The 20,869-nt window shown below is 32.3% G+C and carries 19 protein-coding genes; 13 read left to right on the top strand and 6 right to left on the bottom strand.

The genetic code is table 11. The annotated features are described in order from the left end of the window. Positions 1 to 17: 17 nt before the first annotated feature. The 5 genes from L3049_RS08025 to L3049_RS08005 are packed head-to-tail and all read right to left on the bottom strand — an operon-like array spanning position 18 to position 5,787. Positions 18 to 1,883, bottom strand: a complete 1,866-nt coding sequence (locus tag L3049_RS08025; RefSeq protein ID WP_275109286.1) for a sensor histidine kinase — start codon at positions 1,881 to 1,883, stop codon at positions 18 to 20. 39 nt (positions 1,884 to 1,922) lie between these two features. Next, positions 1,923 to 3,347 (bottom strand): D-alanyl-D-alanine carboxypeptidase/D-alanyl-D-alanine endopeptidase, encoded by a 1,425-nt coding sequence (gene dacB / locus L3049_RS08020; RefSeq protein WP_275109285.1) that lies wholly within the window; start codon positions 3,345 to 3,347, stop codon positions 1,923 to 1,925. Then, positions 3,340 to 3,540, bottom strand: a complete 201-nt coding sequence (gene xseB, locus L3049_RS08015; RefSeq protein ID WP_275109284.1) for an exodeoxyribonuclease VII small subunit — start codon at positions 3,538 to 3,540, stop codon at positions 3,340 to 3,342. Before xseB ends, dacB begins: the two co-directional genes overlap by 8 nt. A gap of 11 nt (positions 3,541 to 3,551) precedes the next feature. Then, positions 3,552 to 4,943: an exodeoxyribonuclease VII large subunit gene (xseA, locus tag L3049_RS08010; RefSeq protein ID WP_275109283.1), complete on the bottom strand. Its 1,392-nt coding sequence runs from the start codon at positions 4,941 to 4,943 to the stop codon at positions 3,552 to 3,554. 43 nt (positions 4,944 to 4,986) lie between these two features. Then, entirely contained in the window at positions 4,987 to 5,787 is an 801-nt protein-coding gene (locus L3049_RS08005; RefSeq protein ID WP_275109282.1) for a toxin-antitoxin system YwqK family antitoxin, read from the bottom strand. A 357-nt stretch (positions 5,788 to 6,144) separates the two neighbouring features. Here L3049_RS08005 and L3049_RS08000 point away from each other — a divergent pair, with 357 nt between their 5' ends. The 4 genes from L3049_RS08000 to L3049_RS07985 all read left to right on the top strand — a co-directional run bounded on the left by L3049_RS08000 (position 6,145) and on the right by L3049_RS07985 (position 10,853). Further along, the gene (locus L3049_RS08000) at positions 6,145 to 6,837 is read left to right on the top strand and encodes a hypothetical protein (RefSeq protein WP_275109281.1); all 693 of its coding nucleotides are present in this window, start codon (positions 6,145 to 6,147) and stop codon (positions 6,835 to 6,837) included. 167 nt (positions 6,838 to 7,004) lie between these two features. Beyond that, positions 7,005 to 7,511: a hypothetical protein gene (locus L3049_RS07995; RefSeq protein WP_275109280.1), complete on the top strand. Its 507-nt coding sequence runs from the start codon at positions 7,005 to 7,007 to the stop codon at positions 7,509 to 7,511. A gap of 34 nt (positions 7,512 to 7,545) precedes the next feature. After that, positions 7,546 to 8,376, top strand: a complete 831-nt coding sequence (locus tag L3049_RS07990; protein ID WP_275109279.1) for a hypothetical protein — start codon at positions 7,546 to 7,548, stop codon at positions 8,374 to 8,376. An 887-nt stretch (positions 8,377 to 9,263) separates the two neighbouring features. Next, positions 9,264 to 10,853 carry a tetratricopeptide repeat protein gene (locus L3049_RS07985; protein ID WP_275109278.1) on the top strand — a complete coding sequence of 530 codons (1,590 nt, stop codon included), beginning with the start codon at positions 9,264 to 9,266 and terminating at the stop codon, positions 10,851 to 10,853. Positions 10,854 to 10,931: 78 nt separating this feature from the next. On the opposite strand, the gene L3049_RS07980 is transcribed toward L3049_RS07985, so the two are convergent. Further along, positions 10,932 to 12,866 (bottom strand): hypothetical protein, encoded by a 1,935-nt coding sequence (locus L3049_RS07980; RefSeq protein WP_275109277.1) that lies wholly within the window; start codon positions 12,864 to 12,866, stop codon positions 10,932 to 10,934. 354 nt (positions 12,867 to 13,220) lie between these two features. On the opposite strand from L3049_RS07980, the gene L3049_RS07975 reads away from it, so the two are divergent. The 9 genes from L3049_RS07975 to L3049_RS07935 all read left to right on the top strand — a co-directional run bounded on the left by L3049_RS07975 (position 13,221) and on the right by L3049_RS07935 (position 20,748). Next, positions 13,221 to 13,433, top strand: coding sequence for a hypothetical protein (locus L3049_RS07975; RefSeq protein WP_275109276.1), 213 nt, complete (start codon positions 13,221 to 13,223; stop codon positions 13,431 to 13,433). Positions 13,434 to 13,584: 151 nt separating this feature from the next. Beyond that, entirely contained in the window at positions 13,585 to 15,543 is a 1,959-nt protein-coding gene (locus tag L3049_RS07970; protein ID WP_275109275.1) for an O-antigen ligase family protein, read from the top strand. A gap of 3 nt (positions 15,544 to 15,546) precedes the next feature. Further along, positions 15,547 to 16,653: a signal peptidase I gene (gene lepB, locus L3049_RS07965; protein ID WP_275109274.1), complete on the top strand. Its 1,107-nt coding sequence runs from the start codon at positions 15,547 to 15,549 to the stop codon at positions 16,651 to 16,653. A 3-nt stretch (positions 16,654 to 16,656) separates the two neighbouring features. Further along, complete coding sequence (locus L3049_RS07960) at positions 16,657 to 17,079, top strand: DUF1573 domain-containing protein (protein ID WP_275109273.1); 423 nt, start codon at positions 16,657 to 16,659, stop codon at positions 17,077 to 17,079. A gap of 215 nt (positions 17,080 to 17,294) precedes the next feature. Continuing rightward, a complete protein-coding gene (locus tag L3049_RS07955; RefSeq protein ID WP_275109272.1) occupies positions 17,295 to 17,564 on the top strand; it encodes a hypothetical protein in 270 nt (89 codons plus the stop codon). Positions 17,565 to 17,627: 63 nt separating this feature from the next. Next, entirely contained in the window at positions 17,628 to 17,900 is a 273-nt protein-coding gene (locus L3049_RS07950) for a hypothetical protein (protein ID WP_275109271.1), read from the top strand. Between the two features lie 85 nt (positions 17,901 to 17,985). After that, complete coding sequence (locus L3049_RS07945; RefSeq protein ID WP_275109270.1) at positions 17,986 to 19,131, top strand: 6-bladed beta-propeller; 1,146 nt, start codon at positions 17,986 to 17,988, stop codon at positions 19,129 to 19,131. 1 nt (position 19,132) lies between these two features. Next, on the top strand, positions 19,133 to 19,552 hold the full coding sequence (locus L3049_RS07940; protein ID WP_275109269.1) for a DUF1573 domain-containing protein: 420 nt from the start codon (positions 19,133 to 19,135) through the stop codon (positions 19,550 to 19,552). Between the two features lie 137 nt (positions 19,553 to 19,689). Continuing rightward, positions 19,690 to 20,748, top strand: a complete 1,059-nt coding sequence (locus tag L3049_RS07935; RefSeq protein ID WP_275109268.1) for an efflux RND transporter periplasmic adaptor subunit — start codon at positions 19,690 to 19,692, stop codon at positions 20,746 to 20,748. Positions 20,749 to 20,869 lie beyond the last annotated feature (121 nt).

The raw sequence follows: 20,869 nt of genomic DNA, 5'->3' as shown, positions 1-20,869 counted from the left end.
GTTCGCCTTTGTTATTTTTAGATTGGTAATGAAAAATAGAATGAAGTGCCATGGTCAGGTTGTGACTTCATCCAAATTTCACCTCCCAATAATTCGACTAAGCTTTTGCAGATTGCTAGGCCCAAACCTGTGCCGCCGTACTGTCTTGTGTCAGCGTTTAAATCGGCTTGTCTAAACCGGTCAAAAATTATCTTTTGTTTGTCTATAGGAATTCCAATGCCTGTATCTTTTACAAAGAATTGTAATTTATCACCTCTAATCTCATAGCCAATAGCTATAGTTCCAAGATTCGTGAATTTAATCGAGTTTTCGATCAAGTTCATAAAAATTTGATGCAAACGAATGGTGTCTGTCGTGAATTCTAAAATACTACTTTCTTCGGGAGTAGAAATCGTAAAAGTTAGCTCTTTATCTCCGTGTTGTTCAATAAGCGTATCGAAGTTTTCTTGCAGTGTAATGAACAGATTATCAAGATTACATTTACTTTTTAGAATTTTCAATTGATTGGTTTCTATTTTCGAAATATCAAGAATATCGCTAATTAAGCGAAGTAAACTTTTTGTGTTTTTTTGAATGATTGATATGAACCGGTTTCTTTTTTCCTTTTCAATTTCCCCACTCGATAAAAGATCTGTAAAGCCCAGAATAGCATTCATAGGAGTTCTAATTTCATGAGACATATTTGCTAAGAAAGCTGATTTCAGGCGGCTAGATTCCTCTGCAGCTTCTTTTGCAATTTTCAAGTTCTCATGGTTTGCTTGTATTTCCTGTAAATGTATTTTCTCCTTTTGTGCTCTTACTTTTCTCAAATGAATATTAATCGTCATAACAATAATGATAATTGTTAGTAGTATTAAAACAGTTAAAGTAAGAATTACAATCTCTTTGTTCTGGCGAACAAAGTCGTAAGGTTTATTTATGATACGTGCATTTTTCGGAAGCTTACTTTTCTTGATACCATAAGCAGATATTTGTTTGTAGTCGAAAACAAATTCATGTTCGGCCATTAGGGGAGGAAGATCATCAACAGGAGTGCCTGAGAGTACTTTTTTAGCCATGTTTGAAACTTGTTTACCTTGATTTCTTCCAGTAATTAGAGCACCACCAATAGCACCTTTATTCAAATAAAAATCCCAAACACAGTAAATAGGTACCGAACAATAAGGCTCTACACTTTCAAAACTACTTTCGTAATTTAGGTAGTTACCTTTACTATCTCTGTTAAATAAAAGGTATAGAATAATATTTCCTTTTTTCAGAGAAGATAGTTCTAATTGTAAATCGTGTATGTCATTTGGTTGAAGAATACGATAACGAGGAGCCTTTTTCATGTGATCGAGATCTTCAAGCAAAGCATTTACAACCGTATTTCCTGTAGTACTATGATCGCTAACAACTACAATTTCTTTATAATCAGGATGATTATTCTCGATGAGATGAATTGTTGAGCAGAAACTGGTATTTTCGAAGACACCACTAAATCCTTTTGGTGGAGTAATAACAGAATTTAAACCACAAAACAATACTGGTATAGATCCAAAAATCTCCTCTTTATACAGTATTAAAAAATCGTAAGCATTATTATCTGTCGATATAATAAGATCCAGATTTTTATCTGCATATTTTTGCTTGTAATAATCCTTAAGAGTTTGGAAATACTTCTCCGAAAAATGTCTTTTCGTATCCATATCTTCAAAATAGACGGAGTAGTTTAGTTCATGACACAACTCTGTTTTTATGCTATTTACTAAAGAATCGGTCCAGCTAAGGCCATTGTGATAGGAATTTAAAACAAGTATTTCCTTCTGGTTTGAGGAGTATCCTTTTAAACAGAAGATTAGTATCGTTAGTAAAAAAGCAAAGTGTTTTCCGATAATTCTCATAAAACAACAAATTGTTTGTTTAACAGATGTCTGTTCAATTTAAGAATTATAAAGTTTAATTAAAAGATTATGAAGTTTATTATTTAGAGCAGAGGTGGAGGAAGAATAATTGTTAATCAAAATACTTACAGAATATTTTTTCCCATTTTTAGTTGTTAGGTAGCCACAATAGGTTCTAACACCAGTCATCGATCCGGTTTTAGCAATCCAATTTCCGTTAATGGCACTATTTCGCCCAAAGTTTTTTAATGTGCCAGACTGGCCGGCAACAGGTAAGGAAGCAATAAAATCACTTCGATATTTGCTCTGGTTCATGTGTTTTAGCACTTGATCGAAAAAATCTGCTGAGACGGTATTAAAATGGGAGAGTCCACTTCCATCGTAAAGAGAAATGTATTTTGTATTTAGACCTTTACTTTCCCAAAAGTTTTTGACACCGCTAATCCCACTTTCCCAACTTGCTTCATCAGATTGGTTTTGTCCAATTTCAAAAAGTAAATGATCTGCAAAGAGATTTACACTCTTCTGATTGGTAATTTTTAAAATATCATTCAATTTTGGAGAATAAAGCGTAAAAAGAAGCTTGCTTTTTTTCGGGGGTAAATTTTCATTCTCAATTCGAATTCCAAGAGCAGTAATTGATTTGGTAAGAGCCTCTATTAAACTATTCTCTGGTTGTAAAAGTGCACCTTTTACTTTAAATAGAGATCGATTTTTTGGTATGCTGCCTTCAATTCTTCTTTTGTTACTTATGTTTCCACCAAAAATATAGGCCAAATCTCTATTTATGGATGAGCTGACAACCTGGTTGTCGAATAGTAAGCCAGTGTTTTTGGGTTCTGTTTTACTAATTTCAGTTTTACTACCAGCTTGTCCAGAAGCAAAGAAAAGTGTGTAAGTATTGTCTTTGTAAGTCAGCCCATTAGGTACGGCTCCGTAATAATTTCCGATGTCCTCCCAAATCCAAGTTGAAGGAATTTTAGCTTGTATATAAGAGGCATCGGCAATGATTTTTCCGCTTATTTTTTTGATCTTATTTTGTTGTAGTTTCTCTGCAATTTGAACTTCAATTGACTTGTCGTTGGCAAAGTACTTCGATCCTAAACTAGGGTCTCCAAAGCCTTTTACAATTACATTTCCATTTAAAGTACCATCTTGAAGAATCTCTCCATCGATTTTAATCTGTGTTTTAAATTGGTAGTTGATACCCAAAATTTCAAGCGCAGCTGCACTCGTAATTAGTTTTTGTGTTGATGCAGCAGTTAAGCCTAAATGCGCTTGATTGCTAGCCAGTAATTCTCCCGTTTTTAAATCAGATACCACAATACCAACTCCAGCAGCATGAAAGCAAGAATCAGCAACAAACTCATCAACAAACTGCTGAGTTGATAAGGATTTTTCTGATTGTGCCTTGCAAGAGATATTGCAAAGAACCAATAGAAGGATGAATACAGACTTATTCATCCATCTCATTTAAAATTTTCTCAACTTCTTTTTCAGTATTGTGAAGCTTGTCTTTGCAAACGACCAAAAGTTCCGAAACACGTTTTACCTTTTCCGACAATTCATCCACATCCAATTCTCCATTTTCAATTGAAGCTATGGTTTCTTCTATTTCGCTAATTGCATCGCGATAACTTATTTTCTTTTTAGCCATTATATTATCGTTTATTTTATTTTCTTTTTAGTGATCTTTTGAATCTGACTCTTAACACTTCCGTTTGTAAATCGAGTTTCAATAACATCCTTTTCTGTTAGTTGGTTGATGTCTTTAATAATTTTACCATCTTTCATGCTTAAGGTATAGCCTTTTTTTAAGATGTTTTCAGGGTTGAGATATTTTATTGACTGTTCGAACATCGAAATTTGATGATTCTGCGATTCGAAACGTCCTTTTATTTTCGTTTTTAATTTGTTTTTTAATTGATCGATAAGAATCTTTTCACTGCCAATACTTCGTTCTGTGGAATATTGAAAACGAGAATTTAACCTTTGATGGTGATGCTCCTGATCGATTATTAAATTAGCACTTGCCGATTTTAACTTTTGTTTTGCCAATTGCAAATGACTCGATTTACGTTCTAAAATTTGCTTTACAAGTGGTGAGAATTTATTGGTAAGGTGCATCAAATTTTCTGAAGAAGATAGTAGAATTTCATTCACCTCTTCCAAAAATTGTTCTCTTAAATTATTTTGATGTTCACGACATTCATCAAAGCAATCAATTAGAAATTCAGCTGCTGCCGTCGGTGTTTTTACTCTGGTATGGGAAACCATGTCAACAATCGTTTCATCTCTTTCGTGGCCAATTCCTGATATCACCGGAAGCGGAAACTGAGCAATGTTAAAAGCCAACCAATAATTATCAAAGCAGTTTAAATCGGCTTGAGATCCACCACCACGAATAATAACGGCTACATCAAATACATCTTCATGCTCATTAATTTTATCAAGTGCATTAATGATCGATTCTTCAGCATTATTTCCTTGCATAATAGCGGGAAAGAGCTTGTAGTGAAATTGATATCCGAAGGAGTTATTTTCCAACTGATTGATAAAATCTTCGTAGCCAGCTGCTGTGGGCGATGAGATTACAGCAATACATTTAGGAATTTCAGGAAAGTCAAGATCCTTATTCATCTCCAAAACACCCTCTTCTTCAAGACGAGCTATAATTTCCTTTCTTCGTCTAGCAATGTCGCCTAAAGTATAAGTTGGGTCAATATCTTTAATGTTTAAAGAGTATCCGTAGATTTCCTGAAACTCTACACTCACATTAACCAAAACTTTCATTCCTGCTGAAAAAGCTTGACCCGTAGTGGTTTCAAAGTACGGTTTTAACATGCGAAAGGTGTACGACCAAATGGTTGCTCTCGCTTTTGCGATAATTTGATCGCTCGACTCATCCTTTTCAACCAGTTCCAGATAACAGTGTCCGTTCTGATTGTATCGCAATTCACTAATTTCTGCAACGACCCAAATGCCAGAAGAAAACGACTCCGACAAAATGTTTTTAATTTGTTGATTTAAGTTGAAAAGACTGATTCCTTTTTGACTCATGAAATAAGAATTGGATTTGGAGTGAGTTGGCTAACAAATAGAATTATTGAAGTTGTGATCGAAGATAAGAATCCGGATCATCAACATATTTTTCAGGATCAACTAAACTGTCTTTCTGTTTTTCCATTTCCAATAATTTATTTTGCTGAAGCTGATCAAGCTCATCTTGATTGGCTGCAAAACCATTTTTGTATTCCAGGGTATAGAGCAAATCTCCTTTTACCGAATAAAAATCCCATGTTCCTTCTCGCTTGTTGTTTTTGTATTCTCCGCCAAATTCAATAACACCATTCGGAAAATTAGATTGAACGCCACCATTCAATTGACCATTTAGGTATGTAGTTTCGAAATATACCTGTCCATTTTTAAAGAAGCGTTTCCAAACACCATGCTTTTTTCCATCTTTAAAAGTGATGCTTTCTGCCATGTTTCCATTTTTAAATAGAAAGGTATTTGTACCGTTTTTAACACCTTCTTTGAATGATTCAGTGGCACGGATATTCCCATTTTTATCGAAATAATTCCAAATGCTATCTTTTTTCGATTCAATGAAATTTCCTTCGGCAATTAATTTCGCATAATCATTGTAAAGACTGGCTTTAGCTTTTTTTCCTTCCTGAGAGAAGAACATTATTGCTTTTAACTTGCCGTTGGTATGGAACCTTTTCATTTCTCCAAAAGGATAACCATCTTTAAAAGTACCAGAGTACTTTACTTTCCCGTTGTGGTATTTTTTCTCCCACAATCCTTGTTTTCGACCGTTTGCATCGCTTTGATTTAATTGCTGAGCAAAGTTTAAAAGTGGTAATATGATTAAAACTAGTAATAGTAATTTCTTTGTCATCTTATTTTTATTGGATCTATACAAATCTACTAAAAGATTGATTGATGATAAAAAAAACGTGCAGCTTTTCTCTTAATTCCTAATGCTTTTGATCATGATAATTAAAAACATGTTGTAGATCACTTGTAATATTTTTTCGATCGTATTGATATTTTGTATTTTATGAAACGGAATTCAGTAAGTTTTGTGATATTATGTAATTTACTAATGGCGATACGGTAGACGTAAATTAAATTAATAAAGAGAACAAATTACTGACTTTTCAACTTGTTGATGCAAAAGTTCCGTAAGTGGTGAGATGGAATTTCAACAGATATTAAACGATTAAAAAGAAGCATAACTAACAAAATTGGTGGTATGGAAACAATTGATTTTCCTTTTAATTTTGATGAAATGCCGGTAGCGGCAAAATTTTTATTGGATAGCTATTCACGAGATATAGCAGATTTTAATAGATCTTATCCAGTATTCGATGAAGTATTTAAAACAAAGTTGATGGATCAGATTCAACGTGCAAAAGAATTTGTGAGTTGTGGTCCCGAAGGGATTAAAATACAAAAATTACGCATTGGTATTTATCGAAAATTAGAGTCCTTAAATGGGATGATACTCGAAGTTCAAGATAATTTTCCTGTTTCGCGAATTAAAGAGTTCGATAAAATTGTAGAGATTGTTGAGCGGAAAGATCTGAACTCTATTCTTACAATTATTCCAAACTTTGTAGTGCAGTTAGAGGGTAATATTCCTCGTGAAAATGCAGAAACTACTCAAACGATAATCGATCGAATTCTAACGCTTTTTCAAGTGTTAAAGTTGGATAAGATTGAGCTTAATCGTTTGTTAAATTCTCGAGGCTTACTGAAAGAAGAAGTATTTCGTTGCTTAAATCATTTGTGGGCAACCATGCAAGATGTTATGGAGATCGGACAAGACTTATACAAAAAGGATGATCCAATGAAGTGCGTGGAGTATGAAGCAAATTATTTAAAAATGAAAGTGAAAACTTTTTGGATTCACAGCAGTCATGATCCTTTAACAATAGAGATGTAATTAGATTAATTAGCATTTATTTTGTTAATCCATAATGAGCATGTAAAATAATTAAATGATTGTTTTACATGCTCATTATTGTTTTGTAGTTTCACGTGTTATAGTTTAATTTGAAGCGATACAGCCACTCGTTATAAAAAGTTTGTAAAAGAAATCAGTCTATAAAAATGGAATCTAGAAGTATGAAATATCTGAATAATGTTCTTGTTGTTATTATTCTTCTTTTAGCGACATCCTGTGGCTCAAAGGAAAATACCAAAATCCCCTTAAAAGAGGTTGATCAAAAACTTAAAAGTAAAGGTTCTTTAATTGTTGGTGATATACTAAAGTCATTAAATCATAGTGAAGGAGCACGTTATTTACTAGGTAAAGATTATGTAACTCCTATGGTGCATGGGAGGATTGTGATGAACGAAGAGATGTACGAAAAATCATATTCAATGGGTTCATTGATATTGGGTACGGTATCTGAATACAAACTAGTGCAGGTTATTGATAAAGGATTGATTAAATCGATGCGCTACCAACTTACAAGCGATAATAAAGATTTAAAATTTGTTGAATTAAAAATTGATATTAATATCGAAAACACCCTTGCAGATTTTTATCTGTACGTAACGGATTTTGATGGTATTCTGAAAAGAGAAAATATTCTACCTACTGCCATTAAGTAAACAATCTCCCTGTACATACAAAAACCATCATAAAATGAAAAACCTAATTTATTTAATTGCTTTACTTGGTATTGTTAGTTGTCAAAATTTTAAAAAGGATAATCGTGATTTTGTTGCATTCTTCGAAGTCATGACAGATTTTAAATGCATCGATAGTACTACCGATCAATTTGCGTTGGATTTTAATTACTCCTATTATAATCAGGAGAATATGGCAATAGAGTATCGAGTTCCAGATAGCATTCCTAATGCAGATTTTTATAATGCTTATGCGGGTAGAATTGTTTCGGCTTTTTATAATAAAGTCAATTGTGATACAACGGTAAAGTTTGGTGAATTGTCAAGAATTAAGGAGAGAGACTATGAGGTGGGAAAGCAGAAGTTTATTACTTATTGCAAAAAAGATGAAACGGTAATGGGAATTTTTGATTTAGCTAAAAATAGCTTCTATAATAATGAAGAAACTAAAAAGGTAAAGGTGTCAATTGATAGTTTAGTCAACATCTCCATGTCATATTTTGACATTGCAGCTTATTCAGAAAAAAGAGGATTTGCATTTCACTTTGGCTGCGGACAGAATCCATTTGATTTTACTTTCGAAAATAGAACAAACTTACTAATTTCTGATTTCTGTATAGAAGCCATAAAAAATCCTAAAATGAGCAAGGCACATTTTAAAATCACAGCCAATATCAGTGAATTAATAAAAAGTGAGAATGAAGATTTATCCAACTTTCAGGCCATTAAAAAGGCTTACGAACCAAAGTTGTATGCACTTCTAAAAGAGGAGAAAGTGTTAAAGAAATCTTTGATTTCCTACTACGAAAAACGAAAAGATATAGAGCCATTTATTCTGGAATATTAAACTAACGTCAACAAATGGATATTGTAAGGGTTCAATGGTAATTTTTAGCTTTGAACCTTTTTTTAATGCACAAAAAAATGGCGATCAATAATATTGATCGCCATTTTGATTTTATCTGAAGTTGAATTACTTCACTTCTTCAAAACTAATCGGTGCTGATTATTAGCGTTTTACAATCTTAAGGTGCAAGTTTGGTACAGATTAGTACTTTATAATTATTGCCATGAAACTGTTGTTACCATTCAAATTTATATAAAAAATATACGAATATACAAAATTGAATTCAAATTAGTTTCATCACAATGAATGCAGTAAAACATACAATATTCCCATCTATTGTATGTTTTGAAGAGTATACGCTAAAAAGTGAGTTGTTCTAAGAAGGTTGACACTTTTTAAAATATTTATATCTGATTCAGTTAGGCTAGCCTAATATAAAGGAAGTTATTTTAATTGGCTAAAGACTCAAATTAAATTCTTTAGAAGAGTTGATGAGCTTGAATGAATTTTACTGAAAATATATGCTTCTTTATTTTCGTTCTTAGAAAGTTATCATGTTTTGAAAGTTGAGAAAGGTTTGAAGAAGTTTATGTTTTATGCTGCCCGGATAAATCTCTGTAAGTAAATTTTATTTCTTGCTTAAGAAATGCAATTGTAATTAATGCTTGTTCATTTCTAAGTATATTATACTTGATAGCTATTTCTTTGATTAATAGCATTTGACTTGCTATCTATAATTATGCAGATTGTTATTGTCCAAAAGGTAATAATGTATAACATATAAATGGCAGGTGATTTTTAAAATTGATTATAATAAAAAGGTCAGAGTAAGAATTTTTTATTGTAATTCATTCTTATCTTTGAATGATAAAATAATAAAATTACTGATGAAGAATATATTTGCTATTTTGTTTACTTGCTTACTTCTGGTTATTGGGAAGGATTCGAATTGTCAAAATCAAATAGAAAATCAAATTTCAATAATAGAGGATAAGCTTTATTTTCATCCTGCAGAAGGTGAAATGATGCTAGAGGATCTGATCAGTAAAACTGGCAAAGATGAGTTTGAAAAATATTATGGGCAGGTAAATTTTTTATTTGGTCTTTTGGCTTATAAAAAAGCAGAGCAGGATAACGCCATAGATTACCTTGAAAAAGCACTTATTACATTTGTTAATAATGAAAATGAGCTGTACCAGGGCAAGGCGCAGTTGATATTGGGTTGGTTAGCGGAGAGGATAGGTTATTGGCAACAGTCAAAAATCCATTATTATAAAGTAATCGATCTGGTTAATAAAAAGAATAAAAGGGAACAAGGCCTAGCTTATTTAGGTTTAGCAAGGTGCAAAAACTATTTGAGAGAGGCCAAAGGCAATGACTTGCAAAAGGGAACGGGATTATTAAATTCCATGGAAGTCAAAGAATATAGTTTGTATGCTGAATTCCTTAATCTGCTAATTAAAAAAAGTAATAACGAAACACCCGGTAAACTTTTAAATATTGCAGATGAGTATGAGAAATTGGATCTCTATACTAATGCGGCTAGTGTGTATAAAGTACTTGCACAGCATTCAAAAAAGTTGAGAGAGTGGAATGTTGCGCATAATTATTTGGATAAGGCATTAGGTTTGGCTATTTCTGATTATCCTTCAACGTCATTATTACCTTCACTGTTTCAGCTTAAAGGATTGGTGTATTTTTATCAGGGAGATTATGAAGATGCGAGGCTGAGTTTAAATAAATCATTGACTTTGAGTGAGGAGTATAATCAAGATTTTTCAAAATATTATGCATATAAAGCTTTGTGCAGAATAGATACGTTGATGGGCGATTATAAATCTGGTTTTACTCACCTTGTTAAAGCAAATGAAAACCACAGATCTAACGATCGTAAAGCAGAAAAACAGCTAGCTAGGCTGATGGAGACTTCACTCAATTTGATAACACTTGAGGAAGAAAACACAAGATTGAAATCTCAGACTAAGAATATACTACTTATGTTGCTAGGTGCTGTTGTTGTATTGTTTTTTTCATTTTCAATAATAGGTTTAAAATTTAAATTAAAAAATAAAGAAAAACTTGAAAAAGCAAAAGAGAAAAAATTGGCCTTGCAAAGTCTTTTAGTAGGATTAGGAGAGAAACGGTCATTATTAGGTTATAAAGAAAATGCATTAGAATTACAAAAGAGAATGGATACGAATTCATTATTTCATGACGATTTTGAAGAGTGTTATCCTGAGAGTATCAATAAAATTGAAAGTGCATATCCCCAATTGACAAGAAGTGACGCTCGTTACGCTGTAATGTTCTCGCTAAAATTACCCGATGATGTAATAGCTGAAATTAAAAATGTTAATCCTGATAGTATCCGTAAAACAAAGTTTAGGATGAGAAAGAAATTATCTTTGGAAACAGGATGTGATTTAGGACATTTTTTTAGTTCTGCTCTTAAATTAAGGCAAAAGAATTATAGATAGTTGGTTTTATTAAATTAGAAGAGTAATAATTTCTTGTTGAGATAGTATCCTGACACCAGAAGGTTATAGTTTTTCTATTTAGTTAATGAAGCCAAACCAATGTTGTTTTTCTTTTTCATCAATTGTAAATATGTTTTCTTCTTTGCCTCGAGTTAAATTCCTTAACCAAAGAACGGCATTTTTTGGAACATTACGGTATGTCAATAATGTATCGGTTGCCGTTTGTGTACCCAAAGTCTTCCATTTGTTGTCCCAATAAACAAGATTATAGGTATCGCCTATTCTAATATGATTATCATCGTTTCTGGCTTGATATTTTACATAGCCAATGACTTGCGGTTTATTTAGTTTTATACCTATGCAATAATTTGTGCCACCAGATAAGCTTAGTGGATCATCATCAAAAGCACCATCCTCCCAGTAGAGTTTATCTGTATTTGATTCAATTATAGAACCTGATATTTTTTTGCCATCGGGATCATGAAATTCCATCAGTGCAAGATGCGATTTTTTTTTGTTAGAATGGAACCATGCATACCGAAATGGTTTTTTATTGTTAATAGGAATAATTTGAGCATGGGTGCTTTTCTGAGAAATAATTTGGTGTACGATAGGGGACTGTTTTGCAAAAGGGGTGTTGCCAATTTGAAAATACCCTCCTTCTAGATTTTTTAACCATCGTTGTTTTGTTTTTGACCTATGCGTAATAAAACCTGCTTTACGAAGTAGTATTACAGAATCATATTGTTTTGTATCTGGTTTGTAAAAACGAATACTTTGGTCGGGTGAAATATAAAAAGGATAGTTGGCAGCTGATTTTTGTCCTTCATTATAAAATGCAGACAGATATAAAGTATTTGTTCCAAGGTTTTTAAATTTGATTGAATCATTTTTAATTACTCCTGCATCAACCATAAACCATTGTTGATGTACATCAAACACACATGCAAGAGGTATAACATCCTTATCTGTTTTATTTATAACCCAAGGAAGGCTAACATCTACTGTGGTTTTATATTCAGAAGTAACATCTATGTTTAATTTAATCTTGTTTTTCTCTGTGATATTTGTATCAAATGTTCTTCGGAATACTTTCGGAATACTTTCGTATATATATTTTTCGAGAACATTATCCTGATAATAAATGTCCTTTCCATATTCAAGTCTAAACCATGAATGTCCTGAAGAATGATGATTTCCCCAGTGTTGAACTGATTCATCCGAACTTGGAATGCCCAAGGCACGGAACAAGTAAATAAAATAATTCACATTATCTTGACATATTCCTATTCTACTTTTTTCATATTCGTTAATGCTTAGTGTGACTGGATATTTAGTGCGAATTGATGGGATGTTGTTAGCTTGGAACTTTTTTACAATCGAATCGACTATTGATTCCAGTGGTACATTTGCATTTAGAGAATCAAATACCCAATCATATTTTTCCATTATTTTTTTTCGAGTTTCAATTCCCATTTCAATTGGCTCGTTACTGTTTCGATAAGGCAAAATATTGTTGCAAAAGGTATTGAAATTTGAGCGTTTATCTGGGGGATGTCGATACCATGCTTTGAATGCTAAATCAATATTTTTAATTAGAAATTCTGAAGTAATAACTTCTATATCCTTGAATTCTTTTTTCGGAACTTTAACTGTTTGTTTATTTATAGAGTCCAATAGCCTTGAAAATATGGTTTTACGCTCTACAGTCATTGGGAATTTAGCAATTGAATCAAATGCGAAACCAAACTCCTTACTCCCTTTTTTGAAAGAGTAAAAAGGCATATTCCTTATTAAGAATTTAGCAGCTTCTAATTTAAGCGAATCATGCTCATTTTCACCATAATGATCAAGTACTTTTTGGAGCTCTATTCTATTAGAACCAGAAATTTCCAAGGCTGTTTCATAGGTAAACAACTGATCTTTTTTTGAGGAAAGCATATATACAATTAGCACAATACTTATAATAATAAATGCGTACAAGGGAAGATTTTTTATTTTATTTATTACCATATGTTTTTAATATAAACTTTAAACTTATTTAATTAATAAGTTCATCAAATACGACTTCTAAAGGTAGTTTGTTTTTTTAAATTATGTAGAGTAAATTTTCACAAGGTATTGGATTATCTCCAAAATTCAAATAAAATCATAATATGTTTTAGTTTGATGTTTTTAATTTTATTTTACAGAACGGATTTAGAGTGTTTTTCTATATTGAATTGTTAAGTAGTGTTATTGTACTTCAACTTGTAAGTAGTTGATATGTTGCATTATGATATTTGTCCCGCAAATGTCCCGTTAAAAAATTATTATAAATAATTTTATTCAGTTTCATTTACATCCTAATTGATAAACATAAAACGGATGAAGACAAAAAAGAAAATTTTATTTGGAGTGGTCGTTGTTATAATGGGTTTCAACTTATTATTACAAGGAAATAAAAACCAGCCAAATGTTAAACTAGAAAACATATCTACCATGGCAATGGCTACAGGAGAGGAAGATCCAGATGAGGTGGATCCAACAATTTTACCAACAGGTTTCATCGATTGGTTGGGTGAGATTGTTGGTTTTTAATTTATTGAAACTCTTGAGTGGTGAATAATGGCATTAGTTGATTTAGTAACTGTTTAGTAAATTTTGCCTATTTAAATTATTACTCTTTAATTGTTCTTTTTTTTTATTACACCACATTTTGATTGAAATACGAGTACGTAAGATACAATTAATGCTAAAAATTGTAAACAAATATAAAGGTCAGATTATTCCCTTGTTGCTAATAGCAATATTGCTGAGTAGTTGCTTTGTTGTTGATAATAGCTTGTTTCGTGGTAACATAACAGCTAAGTGTTTGTGGATACAGCAGTTTGGCATTTTAGCAATGGTATTTACAGGGATGAAATTGCTCTTTAGGAAAGGAGTAAATATCTACTTTATAGACATATTTATTGTACTTTTTGTATTATGGATGTTAGTAAGGGAGTTGTTTACTAATATGCCAAATGATAACCCTCAACAGTACTTGATAACTAGTGGCATCTACTTTGTTTTGTATTTGTTTTTTAGACAGATAAGGAACAGTTCGCTAGTAGTTTTATCTGTTATTTTAATTTATCTGACTATTGTATCGGTGCAAGCTATTATCGGACTTTTGCAATTGTATGGTCTGATGTATTCTTATCACAGCCTTTTCAATATAACAGGTTCGTTTCATAATCCTGGACCTTTCTCTGGGTATATTCTTAGTGGTGTTCCTATGGCTTTAGGACTTTATTTAACAACGCGAAAAAAGCTTGATGAAAATATTATAGAGGATATAAATGACAGCAATTCAAATCTTAAAACCATTATTAGGTGGAAGATTAATATTCTTCGCCAAATAAATGCTCTGAACTCAAGAATATTGATGAATTATTATTCTCAAATTGTTTTAATAGTGCTACTAATTGCCTTATCAGCAACTCATTCTAGAGCGGCCTGGTTAGGTGCAATTGCAAGTAGTTTATACATTTTGTGGTTATTTAGATCGGAATTGAAAAAATATCCTGGAATACATCATGTTCTTATGGCATTTAATGCATTACAAAAAAAGGTGATTGCTGTAAGTGTCGGTTTAACCATAGTTATTTCTCTGTTTGGTCTGTACAAATTCAAGGAGGGATCGGCAAATGGGAGATTGTTGATGTGGCAAGTTTCGTGGGAGATGATAAAAGACAAACCTTTAGCAGGGTGGGGAGTAGGAGGTTTTGAAGCGAAGTATGGGGATTATCAGGCTGAGTGGTTTAGAAATGGTACTGGAACTGTAGAACAGAGTATGGTTGCCGGCATACCAGATGCACCTTTTAATGAAATAATACGATTGGTAGTAGCATACGGTGCTGTTGGCGTATTGTTTTGTATTGGTTTTCTGGTGATTTTGTTTCGTAAGCAGGTATATAGTGTTCGATCGGAAAAGAAACCGACTGAAAATATGGTGGTACTATTAAAAGGAGCCTTACTTTCCATTTTGTGTTTTAGCCTGTTTTCCTACACATTAGATATTGCTCCCATAGTCGTGCAATTAATTATACTATTCGCTTTAATTATAAGTCTTCAAGAGTATAAAACAGTCATTTTGCCTTTAAATATTTCTGGGAAATTTAAGCTGGTTTTAGTAAAGGGAATTGGTCTTATTTTATTGGTTCTTCTACCTTTTTCAGGTAAAATAATATGGCAACAATACGGTGGATATCAATGTTGGAAAGAAGCCTATCAGTTGTATCAATATCCGATTTATGACGATGCGGCTGAGGAATACCAAAGAGCTTCGGGAATTTTATCAAACAATGGATTGCTACTACAAATGCATGGTAAGTGTTTACTTATGAATGAAGAGTTCACAGAGGCAAAAATTGTATTAGAAAAGGCAAAATTGTATCGAAGTGATCCTATTTTATATACTGCACTTGGTGATACTTACAGAGCACTAAAAGAATATGAAAAAGCGGAAAAAGCATACTTACAGGCTTGGTACATTATTCCACATAAATTTTACCCAAAGTATTTGTTGGCAAAACTGTATGATGAAACAGGACAAACAACAAAATCCAAGAGGATTGCCAAGGAATTATTGAATAAAAAGGTAAAAGTTAAATCCAAAGCAATAGAGGAAATGAGAAGTGAGTTGGCAAAAATATTAGTAAAATAAAATATGGAAAGTAGAAAAATCATAAAAACAATTTGGAACATCTTGGAGAGAGGAGTTTATATTGTTTTCATAATTGGGTTTATTATCTTTTTACTAAAAACTTTTTTTATTTCTGCATATAAAATTCCATCTCATTCGATGTCGCCCAATTTAATAGTTGGTGATTGGATATGTGTTGATAAAATTGGTTTTGGTAGTTCGAAACAGATGTTTGGTAAAATATATTCATTGCCAAAGTTTAGAGATATTAAAAGAGGAGATGTGGTAGTATTTCATTTTCCTGAAGGGGATACTGTTTTTTGTAATAGACCTATGCAAAATTATTATGAAATGCTTGAGCGGAAAAGAAAGAATAAAATAGATAATATAGGATTTGTAAATTATGGAGAGAAGTGTTTTCTGCCTATTCGTAATAGGCCTGTATACGTGAAAAGATGTATTGGATTACCAGGGGAAATAATCCAAATTGTTCATGGAATTGTGAAAATTAATGGAGATTCAATAACTGAAAATTATAATTTTAAAAGATTGTGGCGAGTTTATTATCACGATAAGTGGGCATGTGAAAAGGATATAGGATCTTCTAACTATTGGCGGAATAGGGATGAGAGGATTACCGATTTCTCTCTAACGGATAAAGAGAGGAAGGTATTTCAAGCAAGAGGTGATATTGATAGTATTAAGGTTCGAATCAGACAACGGGCTTCTATTTATTATTTCCCGAAAGAACTAGATGAGAAAATGAATTGGGATGCTATTAATTATGGACCTGTTAAAATTCCGAAAAAAGGAAGTGCCTTAATATTGAATGGAGCAAATATTGCCTTTTACCGTCGCTTAATTGAGACTTATGAAGGGAATCGTATTGAAATGAAAGAAGATGGTATTTATATAAATGAAATACATACAGATTCATATGTGCCAAAACAGGATTATTATTTTATGATGGGAGACAATAGAGATCTGAGTATTGATAGTCGTATTTGGGGGTTTGTGCCTGAAGATCATTTAATAGGGAAAGTATTTATGATAGGATGGAGTAGTGATGTGGAAGAAAAGACTTGGAGTGGTATTCGTTGGAATAGGATAGGAGAATCAATAAATAATTAAAGAATGAAAAAGATTTATTTAGTGCCAATAGCAGTGTTGAGTCTCTTATTTTTAGTTTGGGCTTTTGTTGGAGATTATTCTTTTGTTACAATTAATACAACTCCCACCCAAATTGAGTTTGATAAAACAGAAATTGATATGGGAAAATTGGAGCAAGGAAAACCAAATGAAGTTAGTTTCCAATTTGTAAATACAGGTGAATACCCACTTTTAATAAAGTATGTAGAAACTTCTTGTGGTTGCACCAAACCTGAATGGCCCAAACATCCTATTAACCCGGGTAATAGTGAAGAAATAAAAGTGACTTACGATGCTAAATACCCAGGGAGGTTTTTTAAAACCATCACGGTGTTTTGCAATTCTAAAGAAGGGATGATTACACTGAAAATAAAAGGAGAAGTAAAACTCTCAGAGAATAGTAAATGAAATGGGAAAAAGAACAGAAGCTTGTTACGCCTTAGAAACAAAACAAAGCTCCTGTTCGGGTTCCCTCCAAAATTAGAAAGGAGGTAATACGGCAAAGATATATTAAAATAAGAAAAGGTTTATGTGACCTGCGCTGTGAAAGGATAAAACAGGACTAATAGTTACTAGTATCAATTAGAGTAATTTTATTTTTATTACTCGGGAAATTAAAAAAAATGAAAAATACATTATTAAAAAATATCGGTGTTGTGGCAATAATATTGTTGACAGTTATAGCGTCTCATACTTTCACTTCTAGTGAAGGGCAATTTTCTTTAGATGCAATAGAATGTGTTGCAATGGCTGATGGAGAATCCGGAGGATCAGGAGTTTCATGTTATTGTGGGCAAACGTATGGAAGAGGTTGTAAGGCTGATAATCGTGGTTCAAGATGTAATCCTGAAGGATCATCAGATTGTTGGAATTATGATAGAAATTGTAACTAACATAATGAATGGACTGTATAGCTTTTAAAGCTATACAGTTTATTCTTAATAAATTTTAAAAAAATGAAAAACACATTATTAAAAAATATCAGTGTTGTGGCAATAATATTGTTGTCAGTTGTAGGGTCTGATACTTTCACTTCTAGTGAAGGGCAATTTCCTTTGGATGCAATCGAATATGTTGCAATGGCTGATGGAGAATCCGGAGGATCCGGAGTTTCATGTTTTTGCGGATCTACAATAGGTTTTGGTAAGGGATGTAAAGCTGATAACGGAGGTCAAAAGTGTAATGGATCATCTGATTGTTGGAATTACGATAGGAACTGCTCAAGATAATTAATTATTGATAATTATGATATACAATGTGGTATCTGAGTAAGAGAGCTTTGATACTATTTTGTATGTCAAATAAAAAAAGGGTATGCATATAAAGTATAGATGTTTTATTTTCATAATAGTTGTATTTCTTGCAATCGGTTGCAAAAAGGAAAAACTAAATATTGTATGGGAAATAAATAATAATAAGACTGTAGTATTAAATGAGATTAATCTCGATACAATAAAACTTGACAAAATAGAAGCATCATATGTTGGAGATATTAAATTATGGACCGATTCCATATATTTCATTGATAAGAGGTTTTGTTGGGTTTTTTCATTTGATAAAGATGGACATTTTATCAAAAGGATGCTTGGTCAAGGAAGAGGTCCTTCAGAACTTAATACAGGTTTGATTGATTGTCATACAAGGTTATCAAATGGAGATCATCTCATCGTTGGGAGTGGAAATGATTGTCATTTATTTGATAAAAATTTTATTAGAAAAAAAACATTTCTGATAGATAAAGGAGATATGCGAAAAAAAGGAATGGATGCAAGTGATTTTGGCATATATACTTTAATGTACCCTAAACTAATCTTTAAAAACAATGGGGATAAGATATATTTCAATCAATTTTCAGAGTATGAGGGGTATAATGTAGTTAATAATCCAAGTAAGTATTTTAGGGAATGTAGACTTCTGTCCGAAATGAAATTAGATGATGGCAAAGTATGCGAAATGTATGGTAGATATTCAACGTACTATGCAGATAATGATAATGTAAAACAGGTTGCATTATTTAGTTTTGATATCAAAGAAAATGGAAATTTTTTGATATCCTTCGAGGCTGATTCCTTAATATATGAATATGATAATGAATTCAATCCAATCGAAGCGTTTGGATATTCAGGGGAAAATATGAATATAAAGTATAAAGAACTTAACAGTTTAAAAGAGTTTCAAAAATACTATTTAGTAGAAAGAGAAACGAAAGGATATTATGATTGGATTGAATATATAGATGAGTTAGATATGTTGTTTAGGAGTTATAAAAAAGGTGATAATTCTTCAACGGATGGATTACAAATATATAAAAGTAATACAATGATTGCAGATGTTGAAGTGCCAAGAAATCTCAAAGTAATAGGTTTTATTGATCCATATGTTTATGCTAGCTCCACTATTGATGAAGAAAATGAGGAGATGAAAGTGTATCGGTTTACTGTTCCCAAAAAAAACAATTAATATGAATTTCAGAAAATATATTTGGGTGGGTGTTTTATTATTAACATTTGTTGGCTGTAAAATACGCCCCAAAAGGAGTAGTGAAATCATAAATGTTAATCATAGATTATCATCTTTGATATTTATTAATAAGTATATAGATTTTGGGAAAGTTCGCCAAGATACTTTACTGATAGGTAAATATAGATTTTACAATTCTGGAAGTGATACATTATTTATAAAATACGTAAATCCAGATTGTTCATGTACTGGTTATAGTTTAAGTAATGATACAATTCAACCCTTAGATACTGCATTCATCGAACTTAAATTTGATACAAAGGAAAAATTGGGTTTTAATAAGATCTATACAACGGTTAGGGCTAATACTCAAACTGAGTTTTATAAGCTTACTCTTAAGGCATACGTTGAAGAAGAATAGAGATTATGATTTACTGTGAAATGAGCTAGAATTGCAAAGTTCTATTTTCAGTAAATCCTAATGTAGAAGGATAATTATCCGGTTATAATAAGTTCCACGTGGTAAGTATTTAAAGTTGTAAATGTATTTTATTTGTTATGCGAATATTTTTAATGTTATTATGTGTTTTTTGCTTGGCAGTTAGTTGTAAGCCTATACAGGGTAAAACCGACGAAGAATCTTCAAAGATTGCTTTTCGTGAGGAATTAAACGAAGTGAAAACAATTAAATTAGTTGCTGGTACTTTTCAAAAAGAGTTGGTAAGTAACGGTAAGCTTAGAGCTTTTTGCAAGAGCGATTTATATTTTTTGCTCTCCAATGTGGTGAAAAAACTAAATGTTAGCAATGGAGATTTTGTACAGAAAGGGGAAGTATTGGCAGTACTGGACGATTTTGAGCAAAAAAACAGCTTGGAGGAAAGTAAACAGGTATTGGCGAAAGCCGAACTCGAACTGGCAGATGTGCTCATTGGTCAGGGGTATAATGGGCAAGATACCCTTGAAATACCAAAAGAAGTGTTGCGAATTTCGAAATTAAATTCTGGCTTTTCTTCTGCTAACTTAGAATATAAAAATGCTCAACATGATATGATGGGCACCTGTCTTATTGCTCCTTTTGATGGAGTAGTAGCCAATCTTGATGGTCGAATTTATGATAAAACAGATATTAGCAAGCCTTTCTGTACACTGATAGATCATAAAAATTTCGAAGTTGAATTTTCGGTAATGGAATCGGAATTACGAGAATTGCGAAAAGGTCAAAGAGTGAAAATATTTCCTTTTGCTTTTGAAAAGGAGTATTTCGGTAACATCACGCAAATTAATCCGGTGATTGAGGATAATGGATTGGTGAAAATTACTGCCAGAGTAAATAATAAAGGAGGAGACTTGTTGGAGGGAATGAATGTGCGGGTTTTGATTCAAAACAATTTGCCAAATCAACTTGTTGTTCCCAAATCGGCAGTACTGCTTCGTCAGAATAAAGAAGTTGTTTTTACCTACAAGGAAGGAACAGCCATATGGCACTATGTAAGTACAGGGAAGGAAAACAGTTCATCTTATACAATTATTGAAGGTTTGCAAGCTGGTGATGAAGTGATTGTTGATGGAAACTTGAATTTAGCACATGAGGCGAAGGTGAGAGTGCTTGTGGATTAGACAAAATAAAAGGAGAAGTAGAATTCTCTAAAAAAGATAAAAAAAATGGGAAAAAGAACAGAAGCTTGTTGCGCCTTAGAAACAAAACAAAGCTCCTGTTCGGGCTCCTTCCAAAATTAGA

The organism is Labilibaculum sp. DW002 (genome assembly GCF_029029525.1).
GTDB classification, from domain to species: Bacteria; Bacteroidota; Bacteroidia; order Bacteroidales; family Marinifilaceae; genus Paralabilibaculum; species Paralabilibaculum antarcticum.
The sequence above is the reverse complement of the archived record's forward strand: the minus strand, read 5'-3'. Positions and strand labels throughout refer to the sequence as shown.

Excerpts from the sequence above, each read along its gene's own strand:
- L3049_RS07935 (WP_275109268.1), top strand. The coding sequence starts at position 19,690 with ATGCGAATATTTTTAATGTTATTATGTGTTTTTTGCTTGGCAGTTAGT.
- L3049_RS08005 (WP_275109282.1), bottom strand. The coding sequence starts at position 5,787 with ATGACAAAGAAATTACTATTACTAGTTTTAATCATATTACCACTTTTA.
- L3049_RS08000 (WP_275109281.1), top strand. The coding sequence starts at position 6,145 with ATGGAAACAATTGATTTTCCTTTTAATTTTGATGAAATGCCGGTAGCG.
- L3049_RS07950 (WP_275109271.1), top strand. The coding sequence starts at position 17,628 with ATGAAAAACACATTATTAAAAAATATCAGTGTTGTGGCAATAATATTG.
- L3049_RS07955 (WP_275109272.1), top strand. The coding sequence starts at position 17,295 with ATGAAAAATACATTATTAAAAAATATCGGTGTTGTGGCAATAATATTG.
- L3049_RS07985 (WP_275109278.1), top strand. The coding sequence starts at position 9,264 with ATGAAGAATATATTTGCTATTTTGTTTACTTGCTTACTTCTGGTTATT.
- L3049_RS07940 (WP_275109269.1), top strand. The coding sequence starts at position 19,133 with ATGAATTTCAGAAAATATATTTGGGTGGGTGTTTTATTATTAACATTT.
- L3049_RS07945 (WP_275109270.1), top strand. The coding sequence starts at position 17,986 with ATGCATATAAAGTATAGATGTTTTATTTTCATAATAGTTGTATTTCTT.
- L3049_RS07990 (WP_275109279.1), top strand. The coding sequence starts at position 7,546 with ATGAAAAACCTAATTTATTTAATTGCTTTACTTGGTATTGTTAGTTGT.
- dacB (WP_275109285.1), bottom strand. The coding sequence starts at position 3,347 with ATGAATAAGTCTGTATTCATCCTTCTATTGGTTCTTTGCAATATCTCT.
- L3049_RS07970 (WP_275109275.1), top strand. The coding sequence starts at position 13,585 with ATGCTAAAAATTGTAAACAAATATAAAGGTCAGATTATTCCCTTGTTG.
- xseA (WP_275109283.1), bottom strand. The coding sequence starts at position 4,943 with ATGAGTCAAAAAGGAATCAGTCTTTTCAACTTAAATCAACAAATTAAA.
- L3049_RS07995 (WP_275109280.1), top strand. The coding sequence starts at position 7,005 with ATGGAATCTAGAAGTATGAAATATCTGAATAATGTTCTTGTTGTTATT.
- L3049_RS07980 (WP_275109277.1), bottom strand. The coding sequence starts at position 12,866 with ATGGTAATAAATAAAATAAAAAATCTTCCCTTGTACGCATTTATTATT.
- xseB (WP_275109284.1), bottom strand. The coding sequence starts at position 3,540 with ATGGCTAAAAAGAAAATAAGTTATCGCGATGCAATTAGCGAAATAGAA.
- L3049_RS07960 (WP_275109273.1), top strand. The coding sequence starts at position 16,657 with ATGAAAAAGATTTATTTAGTGCCAATAGCAGTGTTGAGTCTCTTATTT.
- L3049_RS07975 (WP_275109276.1), top strand. The coding sequence starts at position 13,221 with ATGAAGACAAAAAAGAAAATTTTATTTGGAGTGGTCGTTGTTATAATG.
- lepB (WP_275109274.1), top strand. The coding sequence starts at position 15,547 with ATGGAAAGTAGAAAAATCATAAAAACAATTTGGAACATCTTGGAGAGA.
- L3049_RS08025 (WP_275109286.1), bottom strand. The coding sequence starts at position 1,883 with ATGAGAATTATCGGAAAACACTTTGCTTTTTTACTAACGATACTAATC.